Origin of the sequence: Bradyrhizobium sp. CW1, from assembly GCF_023100665.1 — a bacterium.
Lineage (GTDB): Bacteria > Pseudomonadota > Alphaproteobacteria > Rhizobiales > Xanthobacteraceae > Bradyrhizobium > Bradyrhizobium canariense_D.
Genome location: NZ_CP064684.1, coordinates 6,502,537 through 6,515,912, shown reverse-complemented (window position 1 = coordinate 6,515,912; position 13,376 = coordinate 6,502,537). Strand labels below are relative to the sequence as shown.

7 protein-coding genes and 4 pseudogenes are annotated in these 13,376 nt (G+C 59.0%); 2 read left to right on the top strand and 9 right to left on the bottom strand.

Features of this window, described 5'->3' with window-relative positions; genetic code table 11:
• Positions 1–218: 218 nt before the first annotated feature.
• From IVB54_RS31540 to IVB54_RS31515, 6 genes and pseudogenes are all read right to left on the bottom strand, one after another.
• Positions 219–429, bottom strand: a pseudogene (locus IVB54_RS31540) (transposase); the annotation flags it as partial.
• Between the two features lie 147 nt (positions 430–576).
• A pseudogene (locus IVB54_RS31535) lies at positions 577–810 on the bottom strand (integrase core domain-containing protein); the annotation flags it as partial.
• Positions 811–911: 101 nt separating this feature from the next.
• Complete coding sequence (gene istB, locus IVB54_RS31530) at positions 912–1,673, bottom strand: IS21-like element helper ATPase IstB (RefSeq protein WP_247356441.1); 762 nt, start codon at positions 1,671–1,673, stop codon at positions 912–914.
• 15 nt (positions 1,674–1,688) lie between these two features.
• Positions 1,689–3,227 (bottom strand): IS21 family transposase, encoded by a 1,539-nt coding sequence (gene istA / locus IVB54_RS31525; RefSeq protein WP_247361339.1) that lies wholly within the window; start codon positions 3,225–3,227, stop codon positions 1,689–1,691.
• Between the two features lie 171 nt (positions 3,228–3,398).
• Positions 3,399–4,300 (bottom strand): annotated as a pseudogene (locus IVB54_RS31520) (IS3 family transposase); the annotation flags it as partial.
• 123 nt (positions 4,301–4,423) lie between these two features.
• Positions 4,424–5,029, bottom strand: a pseudogene (locus IVB54_RS31515) (DDE-type integrase/transposase/recombinase); the annotation flags it as partial.
• 360 nt (positions 5,030–5,389) lie between these two features.
• Between IVB54_RS31515 and IVB54_RS31510 the strand changes: the two are divergent.
• Complete coding sequence (locus IVB54_RS31510; protein WP_088930847.1) at positions 5,390–6,334, top strand: hypothetical protein; 945 nt, start codon at positions 5,390–5,392, stop codon at positions 6,332–6,334.
• A 709-nt stretch (positions 6,335–7,043) separates the two neighbouring features.
• Positions 7,044–7,973 (top strand): TauD/TfdA family dioxygenase, encoded by a 930-nt coding sequence (locus IVB54_RS31505; RefSeq protein ID WP_018459905.1) that lies wholly within the window; start codon positions 7,044–7,046, stop codon positions 7,971–7,973.
• A 783-nt stretch (positions 7,974–8,756) separates the two neighbouring features.
• Here IVB54_RS31505 and IVB54_RS31500 read toward each other — a convergent pair.
• The 3 genes from IVB54_RS31500 to hemN form a co-directional block, all read right to left on the bottom strand.
• Entirely contained in the window at positions 8,757–10,310 is a 1,554-nt protein-coding gene (locus IVB54_RS31500; RefSeq protein WP_247282780.1) for a carbohydrate porin, read from the bottom strand.
• A gap of 1,280 nt (positions 10,311–11,590) precedes the next feature.
• The gene (locus tag IVB54_RS41515; RefSeq protein ID WP_256374451.1) at positions 11,591–11,716 is read right to left on the bottom strand and encodes a hypothetical protein; all 126 of its coding nucleotides are present in this window, start codon (positions 11,714–11,716) and stop codon (positions 11,591–11,593) included.
• Positions 11,717–11,947: 231 nt separating this feature from the next.
• On the bottom strand, positions 11,948–13,282 hold the full coding sequence (hemN, locus tag IVB54_RS31495; protein WP_018459901.1) for an oxygen-independent coproporphyrinogen III oxidase: 1,335 nt from the start codon (positions 13,280–13,282) through the stop codon (positions 11,948–11,950).
• Between the last annotated feature and the right edge of the window lie 94 nt (positions 13,283–13,376).

The window sequence follows — 13,376 nt, the reverse complement described above, 5'->3', positions numbered from 1 at the left end:
CCGATTGAAGGTCTGCAATCGGCCCGTTCGCAGAGCATGATGGTGTCTCACAACGAGAGCGGAGCCGGAGCTAGCCCGTCTTATTCGCCGGCGTGCTGAGAGGTTGGCGAGCGTGGCGTAAAGCGCTGATGCGGCGTAGGATGTCGTCCGTGAAGTTTCCCGCAACGCGCTGGTTCAAGCGTAGTGCGGCTGGCGGATGATGCACCGGAGCCTCTGCATCAGGGCCGCAAAAGCCGTTCGAACCAGCGCAGCAAAAGGTGGAAGTTGAAGCCGGCGGCGGCAAGGACGGGGTTGATTCGGTCGCGGGCGCGGCCCTTGAGGTGGTTGCGGCTCATGCGGTGTTCGGCCTTGAGGTGACCGATCACCGGCTCGACCGCGGCGCGGCGCTTCATCTCGCGGCGGATGGATGGTCTTGGTGACGCGGCGGACAGAGCTGACCCCGGTTGTTTGGACAGCGCCCCGCGGGGGTTTAAGTGGATTCCTGCCGGGTTATGCTGAACGCGGGGCCTTACGATTTTGTCGTTGCGTCGGGAGGGCGTAGCCCGACCAGAGCGACGACAAAATCGTCGGCGACGGTCATGCGACCATCACCATAGCTTGCGTGCCGAAGTAAGCCTCGTCGGGCGTGCGCCCGTCAAGGCTCGAGTGAGGGCCTCCCTGATTGTAGAAGGCCAGATACTTGGCAATTGACGCTCGCGCCTCGGACACGCTGTCGTAGGCGCGGAGATAAACTTCTTCGTATTTGACCGTGCGCCAGAGCCGCTCGACAAACACGTTGTCGCGCCAGGCGCCCTTGCCGTCCATGCTGATGGCTGCGCATTTCGCTGATGGTGAGCGGCGATTTCAGGCGATCGTGAGCAGCTGTTTCGCGCGATGGTGAGCAGCGGCTTTGACCGACATGGGTGATTGGTTCAGGGGTTTGAGTTGGCGTCAAGAGTTTGATTGCGGGCGTTCTGCTTTCGCATGCTTTCTCCGGAGAGTTGCAGACGGTGAGCGTTGTGAACGAGGCGATCCAGGATGGCGTCGCCGAGGGTTGGGTCGCCGATAACGTCGTGCCAATGTTCAACAGGGACCTGACTGGTGACGATGGTGGAGGCGCGACCGTGGCGATCATCGAGGATCTCCAGAAGGTCGCGCCGTTCGGGCGGATTTAGAACTGACAGGCCCCAATCATCGAGGATCAGAAGTTGAACGCGGCCGATGGTTTTGAGCAGCCGGCCATATCGGCCGTCGCCGCGAGCCAGGGCGAGCGCCTCGAACAGGCGCGGGACGCGGTGATACTGGACCGAACGAGTGTCGCGGCAGGCCTTGTGGCCGAGGGCGCAGGCAATCCAGCTTTTGCCGAGCCCGGTTGCCCCTGTGATGAGCAGGTTCTCGTTGCGGTCGATCCAGTCGCCGCCGACGAGTCTGGCGAAGACGCTGCGGTCGATGCCGCGTGGCGTGCGCAAATCGACGTCTTCCACGCATGCGCTCTGGCGTAGCGCGGCGAACTTGAGACGGGTCGTGAGACGTTTGGTGTCGCGCTCGGCGGCTTCGCGATCGACGAGAAGCCCGATGCGCTCCTCGAACGGCAGGGCGTCGAGGTCCGGTGATCGTCGCTGCTCCTCGAAGGCTTTGGCCATTCCGGTCAAGCCAAGCGTGATCAGCCGTTCATGGGTGGGGTGTGTCAGCATTGGAGTCTCCCTGGTTCAGTGGAAATAGCCCTGACCGCGGATGTTGCCGTGGCGCAGGGGCTGGTGGTCGGACGTCTCGTCGAGGAAAGCGCGATCGAGGCCGCTCTTGAGGATCGAACGGATCGAGGCGACGGAGCGAGCCTTGATCAGGATGCCGCGTCGGCAGGCGGCATCGACGCGCGCATGGTCGTAGCTCCTGGCCAGCGACAGAATACCGAGGCAGGTGCGAAAGCCTTGCTCGGGGTGCGGCCGGGCTTCGATGACGACCTGGAAGAACGCCGCCGTCGATGGACCGATCTTCTCGCCGGCGGCGATCAGCCCTCCCGTTGTCCATTTGCCGTAGCGGCGGTGGGCGCTGGGCATATGATCGGCAATCGTGGTGTGGCCGCGCCGGTTGGGCGCACGGGCGTGGCTGGCGATCCTCTGTCCCTTGTGGAAGACCTCGACGGTCTTGTCGGCGATACGGACATCGACGAGTTCACGGATCAGGCGGTAAGGGGTGGAATACCAATGGCCGTCGATCTCGACGTGATAATCTGGGGCGACACGGCAACGCTTCCAGCGCGCAAAGACGTAGGGCTGGTCCGGCAGTTCTCTCAACCTGGGGCGATCAATCTCGGCGAACAGTTCGGTCCGGCTGGAGCCGAAGCCGCGCATCTGGCGGGCGTTGAGTTCGACGACGAGCCCGCGGATGGCGGTATTGAGCTCCGCCAGGGAAAAGAAGCGCTGGTTGCGCAGGCGGGCCAGGATCCAGCGCTGGGCGATCTGGACTGCGACCTCAACCTTGGCCTTGTCCTTTGGTCGCCTCGGCCGGGCCGCCAGGATCGCGGTGCCGTAATGGCCGGCCATCTCAGCATAGGTGCGGTTGATCCCGGGATCGTAGCGATCGGGGTTGGTCACGGCGGCCTTGAGATTATCGCAGACCACGAACTTCGGCACGCCGCCGAGATACCTGAACAGGCTGGCATGCACGCCGATCCAGTCGGACAGGCTCTCGCTTGGGCAGGCCTCGGCGTAGGTGTAGTTCGAGGCCCCCATCGCCGCGACGAACAGCTTCATGGCGCGCACTTCGCCGGTGATGGGATCGAAGATATCGATGGTGTCGCCGGCGAAATCGACGAATACCTTCTCCCCACCGGCGTGGGTCTGACGCATGCTTGGCCGGGCCCGCTGCTTCCAGGCCTCGAACGTCGTGCAAAACCAGGTATAGCCAAAGCCGTCCGGATTGGCGGCGCGATACTCTTCCCACAACAGCAGGCGCGTCACGCTGCGGCGGCGCAGCTCCTTCTCGACATAAGCCCAATCCGGTGTCGGGCGCCGGTCGCTTTGCGAGGCTGCCGTCGGCGCCGGAAACAGCAGCAGTTCAAGGTTCTCGTCGTCCAGGCCCTCCGGCAGCGGCCAGGTCAGCCCCGCAAGGCGGGCGCGACGCACATAACCGTGTACGACCCCATTGCTCACTCCCAACGTCCGCGCGATGACGCGCTCGGTCAGGCCCTGGTGCCTCAAACGTAGAACTTCTCGGATCCGGCGCATCGACAATCTCTCGGTAGGCATCAGGCTTCCTCATTGGTTGAATGAGAAATCCGTAGCCCGGTTGAGTTGTCGGTCGAAGCGTCCGGCACCGCCAAACGTTGCTCACGATCGCCTGAAATCGCTGCTCACGATCCTCTGAAATCGTTGCTCACGATGCGCTGAAATCCGTGCTCACGATCCCGCGAAACGCGCACTGATGGCGATCTTCGCGTCCAGCAGCACATCGGTGAACTCGAGGCGGGTGAACCTGGCTGCCCTGGTCCGTGTTGAAAATCTCGGGCCTGCCGTGCTTCGCCAACGCCTCCTGGACCGCTTCGACGCAGAAGGCCGCCTCCATTGTGATCGAGACGCGATGGGCCAGGACCCGTCGGCTGAACACATCGATGACCGCCGCGAGATAGACGAAGCCACGCCGCATCGGAATGTAGGTGATGTCCATTGCCCACGCCTGGTCGGGCCCCTCGATCTTCAATCCGCGCAACAGGTACGGGTAGATCTTGTGACCCGGTGCCGGCTTGCTCGTGTTCGGGCGACGATAGACCGCCTCGATCCCCATGCGCTTCATCAGCGTCGCGATGTGGCGGCGACCGGCGTATACGCCCTCCCGCCGCAGCAACGATCGCAGCATACGCGCTCCCGCGAAGGGATAATCGAGATGCAGCTCATCGAGCCGACGCATCAAGGCAAGGTCCTCGGCCGAAACTGGCCGAGGTTCATAGTAGACCGTGCTGCGAGCCAGCTTCAGGACCTTCGCCTGGCGCACGATAGAAAGATCATGACCGCGGTCGATCATCGCTTTGCGCTCAGCAGGCCCGCCTTGGTGAGCGCGCCGGACAAAAAATCGTTTTCCAACGCCAGCTCGCTGATCTGGCATGTAACGCCTTCAAATCGACCGGCGTCTCGGCCGATGCCTTGTCATGCCCAAACACGCCGGCGGCGCCTTCCAGGAGCTGGTTTTTCCAGATCGTGATCTGGTTCGGATGAACATCAACCAGTTGCGCCAGCTCCGCCAGCGTCTTGTCGCCCTTGACCGCAGCCAAAGCAACCTTCGCCTTGAATGCCGGAGAATGCGTCCGGCGGCTCTTCTTCGTCATCTTCGCTCCTGATTCGCGGCAAGAATCCTCGCCGCTGTCAGGCAGAAAATCCACTCAAACTACTGTCCGAATTTGCGGAGCCAGCTCTCTTGCCGTGGGGCCGTCCGCGTAGCGCGGGGGGAAAGTGAACTGGATCCCATTGTCGGTGAGAACCGTGTGGATCTTGTAGGGGACAGCCGCGATCAGAGCTTCGAGGAAGGTCGAGGCCGAGGTCCTTCCCGTCTTCCTGACCAGTTGCACGAAGGCGACTTTGCTGGTGCGATCGATAGCGACATAGAGGTAGAGCTTGCCTTCAGCGGTCTGGAGCTCAGCAATGTCGATGTGGAAATAGCCGATCGGATAAGCCTCTAATTTTTTCTTCGGAGGCTTGCTGCCTCCGACCTCCGGCAATCGGCTGATCCCGTGGCGCTGGAGACAGCGATGCAGGGATGATCGCGTCAGATGCGGGATGGTCGGCTGGAGCGCATAGAGGCAATCGTCGAGCGGCAATAGCGTATGCCGCCGGAAAGCGACGATGATCGCCTCCTCCTCGATGGAAAGCACGGTCGATTTGGCTTCTTTGGGGCCTGTCGGGAGATCGGCGACGGTCTCGCGCTCCCTCCACTTCGCGACAGTCTTCTGGTTGATCCCGTAGCGCTTGGCGAGCACTCTCAGGCTCTCTTGACTATTTTGTATTGTTCGACGGACCGCCTCCGTCGTCGTGGCGCAGCCGTGTAAAACTTGTCCCATAGCGCATCCTTCGAATCGTGCGATAAGAATGCACCATCAAAACTTGGGACTAAACTCCTAGGCCAGACGTGTTGCACCCCACAGTATTCCTCTGACGGGGCTCTCGAAGGTCGACCGCTGCTCTCATCGGCCGTGATTGGCTCAATGGCTACCCAGATCCATCACAGCTGGTGCGGAGCGTGCGGCTGCACCTGTTGCGTAGCATGGTTCCGATATTCCGATCCTGCCTTATTGAGGACGATCTGATGGCGTTAACGCCGGATGCTGATGGCCTATTCCAGTTCAGCATTTGAGTTCGAGAGTTCAAGTCCTCGTGCGGGTTTTCCGGGTAAAAGAGAGCACATGCCTATGAGGGACACGATGAAGCACATCAAACGGTCGTTGCGCGTGCTCGGTGGACTTGCTGTCGTCGTCGGCGTCTCTTCCGTGCTCGGATCGAACTATGTGCGATCGGAAGCCCTCAATGGCTTTGGCTCTGCAGCGACGGGCGGCCTTGGAGGCGAGGTAGTTCAGGTCAGATCAACCAAAGCTCTGAAGTATGAGTTGTGTCGTTCGTACAGCTTCGGGCGCTGCAATGACAGTAGTCCGCGCGAGATTCAGGTAGCCGGAACCATAGACTTTACCGGTACGGAAGGGCAAGGCGAGGGGCAGGGTTGCCAATACGGCCGTGCTTGTTCGGCACCGTATAAAAGTGAGTCCCTTCTCCTTATAGATGGCAACGATGCGCATTGCGACGGCAAGGAGAAGACATTGGTCGGCTTCGACAGGGCCGGCAAGCACCCGCTGGAGATTGGCTCAAACAAGACGGTGATCGGCGTTGGCCCGAGCGCGACAATCAAAGGGAAGGGGCTGCGCCTAAATGGGGTCAGCAACGTCGTTATTCGCAACCTGACCATCAGTGATATCAATCAAGGCATGATATTTGCCGGCGATGCTATTGCAATTGCACGAGCCGACCTGGTTTGGATCGATCACAACCGGTTTCATAATATCGGGCGGCAGATGATTGCCGGCGGCCTTGGCCCTACGACGAATATTACGATTTCCTGGAACGACTTCGATGGCAGCGATACCTATTCCTCCTATTGTAACGGGGAGCACTATTGGAATCTCCTTTTCTTGGTGTCCCGCAGACGATCACCATCGCAAATAACTATTTCCATGAGATCTCAGGGCGGGCGCCGCACATTGACGGTGCCCAGGCTATTATTCATCTCCTCAACAATTACTTCCACAACACGAATGCGCAACAGAGCGGCGGATTCTTCCATGCAGTGGATGCTGGACCATCTGTGCAAGTGCTGATCGAGGGCAACTACTTTGACAACATTGAAACACCTGTAAAGACTGGTAGTGGACATATCTTTGGCTTGTTGGGCAAATCCAGCCGGACCGTGCAGAACATCTGCCTTACCGTGCTCGGACGTCGGTGCATCGAGAACATCGCGAGCCCAGTGCCGCGGATCAATGGCTTTCGCCTGGATGAAGCCGTAGTTCAATCGTTTGGAGCTCTTCCAGGGTCATCTATTCCTCTCCCATTTCCAGCCGATGCTGTTTCGGCAGTGATCACGGCCAAGGCAGGTCCCGGACACCTTGAGAGCCGGTGATGGTCCGTTCGCAGAGGCGGCTCGAGACTGGCCGATTGCCGCAAACTGTTAAGCGGAGTGCGCATACTGGACGAGAACAGCGCGCAAGGCTGGCTGCCCGACGTTGCACGAGGACCGTATGGCCTTTCTCTTCGAGTGCCGAGCGGTACATTTTCTATCGACTATGCGCCCTATACCTTTCGCCGCCGGCCCGGGTGGGTTGGAAAGAGGGTGGGGGGTGGCATCGAGTTCCTGGCAAACTGTTCGACTCAAACCCGGTCCCGTACCTGAGGGACGTTCACAGCTCCGTTTTCCAACTGGCATGGTGCTTGCTCGAGAGTACCCGTAGCGCGAGGCTCGCCTACGAAACCTAGTCACACGCGCCCTAGTGCGCTTGAAGAATCCGCAAAGCTTTGGAAATATTCGCAATGAAACAAACGGCTTCGACCGAGAGGGTCATTCCACTGACCGACGTCGTCAAGCGCGCAGCGCGCATCGGTGTTGAAATCGGAAATATTAAGCTCTCGGGTGATTTACCGCGCCAAACCATCGCTGAGATCACCAGCTTGCTGCTCGAACACAAGGTGATCTTCTTCCGCGATCAGGGGCATCTTGATGACGCGGAGCAGGAGCGATTTGCTGCTTGTTTGGGAAGGCTGGTGCCGCATCCGACACTCGGTACGGTCAATGGAACGGCCTCGATCATCGAGCTTGATTCCGCGCGCGGAGGTAGCCGGGCCGATGTATGGCACGCCGATGGAACCTTTCTCGCGGCGTATCCTAGACTTGCGGTGCTGCGAGCCATTGTGGTCCCATCGTCCGGTGGCGATACGATTTGGTCGAACGCTGTGGCCGCCTATCTGGATCTGCCGCGGCCGCTCCAACGGCTTGCCGACGAACTCTGGACCGTTCACAGCAACGCCTTCGACTACGCTGGGACCTGCCGTGTTCGCGAAATCGACCAGAAGCATTTTGATGAGGTCTTTACCAAAACGATCTATGAGACGGAGCACCCGGTGGTCCGTGTACATCCCGAGACCAGCGAGCGCGCCCTGGTGCTCGGCGATCTGGTGCAAAGGTTTATTGGTATCCCAAAACGCGACGGTCAGAAGCTGTTTGATCTATTCCAGTCTCATATCACGGCACCCGAAAACACCGTACGTTGGAGCTGGAAAGAAGGCGATGTCGCGATCTGGGATAACCGCGCAACGCAGCATTATGCGGTCAACGATTACGGTGACCAGCATCGCGTCGTTCATCGTGCCACAATCGATGGTGACGCGCCCGTCAGCGTCGACGGTCGAAGCAGTGTAACGCGCCTCAAGACGACGAAGCACCCGTCCACGAAGGTTGCCTAGCAAGGCTCGGCAAAATTCACCAATCATGCACTGCTCTTATCGCATGTTCGCGCGAATAGATGTTTGAGAAGAGAAGTGAACCCAGCAGAACGCCACGCGCAATTGGATGGGAGGGCTAACGCGCCGCAGACTCGGGAGGCGACCTCCTTGCTGGAGTAAGATGCTAAAGCTCGTCTCGACCGACGAAAATGAGTCAGCATTCGAGTGGCGCAAGTCATCCGGCCGCGTCCGGTCGATTTGCCGCCGAAGGGGGGGCACGTGTCCGTCGACCTCGCGCATTGCCATTCGGCCAGCGCCACGACCGTCGGACAGATACAGCGATTACCGTAGTTGGGTAGCTTTGGCATCTGTGTCGCGGTTCCGCTTACCACACCTCTTCGGCGTGAACTAAGCTCCGAGGGCACGATTTCGGCCTGTCATGGCAGAGTACGAGCTCGGGCGCGATTCTGACGAGCTGCACCAGCAATCATCCGAAAGCAATGTCGCTGCCGCAAGCTCAGCACTCGATTGAACAAATGAGCATGGGAGATCATTCCGCGGCCGGAGGGTATAGCTCTTGCGCAAGTACGACGTCGGCCTATCGCTCGTAGACCGAAGCAGCAAAGGCTCTAACCTACCATTCCCAACAGCATGCTACGTTGGATACCAAGGCTCAATTTACGCGGTACCCGGCTTCGCGTCAGGAGCAAAGCGGATACCAAAATCGCCGTGATGGGTGGCCCATACCGTTGAAAAGGGCGAGTGGGACATCGACTACATGCCGCTCCGCGCAGTCCTCAGAGCCTAGAAGAATACCGACGTAGATACCAAGATATTCAGGGCGTGTCCTGTTTGCGGCGTGTAGGTAATGCTTGTCGGGTGATTGATGTACGTCAGTCCTACGGTTGTATATATCCCGGGCGCCAGATGCGCCGTATACAGTCCCGAAATTGCTGTGCTGTCCCGGTGCGCCAGCTGCTCTTTCGCCAATGCAGCGTCCACCGCGAAATGGCTCCAGATGGTGTTGTTGACAACAAGACTCATCTGATCAGTGGGCCGGCTGTCAAACAGGCCCTTCGCATACAGGCGAAGCTCGTAGTACTGACTAGCCCTATTTAGGTCAGGCGGAGCGTACATCACAGAGAACCCGCCATAGATTCCGCGAGATGCCGAGCCATGGACGGCAGACTGCCAGAATTGCCTATCCGCAGCTACATAGTAGACGCTGTTCGCCTTGGCCGTCGGTTGCGTCGGATGCTGTAGGTCCGTGTAGCTGCTGTTGTTAAAGCCCACGCCAGCCCGCAGCCAAGTCTCGGGTACGCCGGGAGTAGGCTTGTTCTTATAGCAAACTTCATCAAGCAAAAGAATGCCCGCGTCGCGCGTGCTCCAGTTCAAGCCAGTGGGATTTTCGCTTACATGCGCATATTGACCGGCCGGACTAAGCGAGCGCTGGATTGAGAGCTTGTTATATAAGCGATCGTCAAAGTTGTATTTCAGATTAAGAGCCGGCGTTGGCGCCCAATTGTTGCTCATGCCTGCTTGGAACAGCATCTTCGACGAGGGTCCAAAAACTTTTTCTCCGGCACCCGCAAACTCATGTTGGTTCCTGAGGTAACCCACTTTGAGTTCGATCTTCCTTTCGAACAATGTTTGATAGTAGGAAACTGCATTGATTCCCAGTCGGTCTGGCCCGGCGCTCTTCCATGTCCAATATTGATGCTCGGCTCCCACGACGATCTGACCGTCGGGAATTCCAAACCGAGCGAGGTCATAGGTCACGATCATAGAGTTGACCGTACTAAATGTCGGATTCTGGCCGACATATTGTTGATTGGCGATGGTGCTTCTGGCCGCATTACCGAGTTGATTGTTGATAAACGTGTTTAGGGTCCAGCCAGCGAATCCAATCCCGAGATCCGAAAGCTCGGATCTGACAGAAGCTGTATCCTGATCTACGGTGTCCGCAGGACCAGGACCAGTGAACGCCGCACCTTTTTCGCGGAGCTTCTCGAATTTTGCGAATGGGTCATTCTGCTTTTGACTTCTGCTCTTGGCGGTGACCTCCGCACTATCGCCCGTTGTGGTAGACCTAGCTGCTTTTGGCAGCGAGTTTCCAGAAAGGCGCGCTGCTCCTTTGGGCCTGCCGCTTCGGAAGGTTACAGCCGGATTCGAGATTGTTTGGCTTCTTGCCTCGGCGAGCTCATCGGGGCTGTGACTTCTAGGGCCAGAGATATCACGAGGTTCTGCCTCCGCCGAACTGCAGGCGAGACTAGCTATCAGGGAAAGGAGAATACGCCCTCTTGGCTTCGCACTTGGTCGAGAGATGAAAGCAACTGCGCCAGCCGAGTCTGCCCGCATGGATACTGGCGCTATACCGCAACAATGCATCGTGATTTCCACGTCCGTCGATTTGAATAAGGTGCACGTCCACCTGACGGCCTAGGCCGGTTCGCGATCCTAGCGCTCAAGGCGATGTAGGTGACGCTTGAGGCCAGGCGGCATCTTTATGCCAACGAGACCCGCCCAGCCTTCCGTGCTATCACCACTGCTGGCGCAGCGTGGCCAACCTGGTGGTACCCAGCGCGGCGCAACCCAGCCGCTCGATCGCTAATCGAGTGCAAGCATCTGCTGCACCGTGTCGAGTCGGAGAGTGGCCTGCTCGATGTGACGTTCGCTGGCAAGAGATTGGCGGCCAGCGCACGGAGCCCAGGGAGTCTCGCGACAAATCCGCTGCCACGAGGATGTTCTTCAACAGAGAGCCCCGCCAGTAGCTGAGCTCGCATAAGAACACGCCGGACCCTAGAAACGCCTGCAGCTCGGTCCATGGGATGAAGCACAGGCGGGCAGAAGGGGCTAACATCTTTTGACGCCCGTAAGCTCGCTGAGGCCGGCACGAGGCCTTGATTGGCTCTCATGGGAAGGTGGAGAGCGCGATTGGAGGCGTTTTGATAGCTGCGGGACCAGACAGAACATCCATCAGCTCGATTGGATTTACCGAATCTATATCGCATCGCGACTTCGTCCTTGATGTGGCCCGAGCGAGTTTCACCGGCAATGACTGGCATGTGTCCGTCATCTGCATCAATTGCTAGGTTTAGTAGGTTGACGGGGCGCGGGACGTCGGCCTCGCTGTGCGAATCGTAGGTATCGTGCCGCTCGGCGCGAGACCGTCCCGGCGTCAGTGACGAACTCCGGTATGGCAGCATCGACTAGTGCCATTCGGGAAGGCCTTCGATTCCGGTTGCGCGAGGCTCTTACGGGAAACTTGCTTCGATCCCGCGGGATCCGGTTCTAACTGTGGTGCTCGATTATCGTTGGCGCCGTGTCGCGCCGGCGCTGGTCCTTTTTGTGCTCTTTGGTCTAGCTCATCGCGTCGACCAGCTGTTGCTCTGGATTGCACGCAGCGGACCGTAGCGATCCAGGTCGAGCGGCGACCATGCACATCAATAGGATCCGTCGTGCATCACCACGAAGCGCTCCTCTTTGCTGGGAGTTCCAGCGTAGATCGCAGGCTGATTGCGGTATCCCGCGCTGCCAGCGCTTGAGGAGGTCGAAATATCCTCGTACAGCCGGACGAGCTTGATCAGGTTTTCGATACCGAAGTCGCTGAACGCCTAGATCTCATCTTCTCCGGCGCGCTAGACCCAGATGAAGCCGTCCTCGATCGCCATTTTGTTGGCGGCCTCCCGCAGCCAGTCGTCGTCCTGGTCGAGGTCCGCGGCCACACGGGCAATGGTGGTGATGTGATGAACTTTGTCGGTCACGCCGCTTGAGCGGACTGCGTTGCAGTCGGGGGCGTCCAATTCCCGGCAGCAACTCGCCTAGCCGTCTTCGCGGTAGGGCCGGGTCGGCTCTCGTCGCGCAGCTGCGCACGGCGTCGTTTACGAATTTGGCGCTGTACGTGAGTGCACCAGATGAGCGAAAATCGTTACCCGGGCTTCTGGGCGCATAACGGAAGGTGATGCATTCATACGATCAGCGCTCCTTGGCTGGTCTTAGCAGAGCGGCGCGCCAAGATAAGCATCGAATGCGGCGGCCACAGCGCGAGTTAGAAAACGATGCTCCTGCCTCACGCGGATGAATCCCTTTTCCACCTCCACGATCCCATCCTCGGCGAGCATTGCCAAGCGTTCGGGTGAACCGAGGAAAGGGACCGGGTCAAATCCATGAGTCATGCAAATTGCCGGCACGTCGACTTCGAAATCGCACATCAGTCGCTCGATGATTGCGGCCCGGACGCGGTCTTCGAGGCTGAGACAGTAGCCCTTTGCCGTCGCCAGACGGCGGGCATTGATTTGGTCGCTGTAAGAACCCGCTTCAACTTCGTTCTGGACGTAACCGTCGCCAAGGCGGCCGATGGCCGACGGGCCAAAGCCGATGACTTTATGGCGGGTGTCGGCCGAGTAACCCAGTGAGTTCCGCCGCAGGCGACCGGCTTTCTGCGCCAGCGTGAGCTCATCGTCCGGCAAGGCGAAATGGTCGAGTCCGATTTGGCGGTAGCCCGCAGCAATCAGTGTATTGGCCATCGCCGCGGCCTGTTCTGCACGGGCAGGGCTGTCTGGCAGCGTTGCCTCGTCGATCAGGCGCTGGTTCTTCTTAAAGGAAGGAACGTGCGCGTAGCCAAATACCGCAAGCCGGTCTGGTCGCATGGCCACCGCCGTAGTCGCGGTCTGAACGCAGGACTGCACCGTCTGATTTGGCAGACCGTAGATGAGGTCGAAGTTGATGCGGATTACTCCATGCTGCCGCAGCATTTCGACAGCGCGCTCTGTTTGTGCCTCACTCTGAACGCGGTTAATGGCCTTTTGAACAATTGGATCGAAGCTCTGGACGCCCAGGCTCGCCCGGTTCACGCCGGCAGCCGCTAACGCTTCGGATGTGGCGAGCGTGAACGTGCGCGGGTCGATCTCAACAGCGATGGCGGCCGTTTTCGAAACCGCAAAGCGGCGGCGCAGAAGTTCCATCAGCGCCCCGAACTGCGCGGGCTCGATGAGGGTCGGCGTTCCACCGCCGAAGTGCACGTCGCTCACAGGCAGCCGTTGCGGCACCTGCGCCCCGACCAACTCGATCTCCTTACGAAGAACCGCCAAATATTCTAGGATGGGTGAATCCCGGCGAGTGATGCTTCGAGCGAAGCCGCAATACCAGCAAATCGATCGACAGAACGGAACGTGGAAATAGAGCGACACGGACTCATTAACCGGCAGGCGCTGCAGCCATTTCTCACAGGCTTCGGCGCCGACCACCGTGGAGAACTGGGCTACAGTTGGATAAATGGTGTACCAAGGAAGGCGAGCATCGCAATACTTTTCCAGGACCGAGGTCTGCAACGATTGTTATCCTATGTTTACGAAGTTTGTGGTCGCAAGCGAAGTCTTTTGCATTCCTTTTTGCCGATAGTATCCGGAATGTCGCTAGACAATT

What these genes read in the sequence shown, in the direction of transcription:
- IVB54_RS31500 (WP_247282780.1), bottom strand. Translation starts at nt 10,310, where the DNA reads ATGCGGGCAGACTCGGCTGGCGCAGTTGCTTTCATCTCTCGACCAAGT.
- istB (WP_247356441.1), bottom strand. Translation starts at nt 1,673, where the DNA reads ATGCTGACACACCCCACCCATGAACGGCTGATCACGCTTGGCTTGACC.
- IVB54_RS31510 (WP_088930847.1), top strand. Translation starts at nt 5,390, where the DNA reads ATGAAGCACATCAAACGGTCGTTGCGCGTGCTCGGTGGACTTGCTGTC.
- istA (WP_247361339.1), bottom strand. Translation starts at nt 3,227, where the DNA reads ATGCCTACCGAGAGATTGTCGATGCGCCGGATCCGAGAAGTTCTACGT.
- IVB54_RS31505 (WP_018459905.1), top strand. Translation starts at nt 7,044, where the DNA reads ATGAAACAAACGGCTTCGACCGAGAGGGTCATTCCACTGACCGACGTC.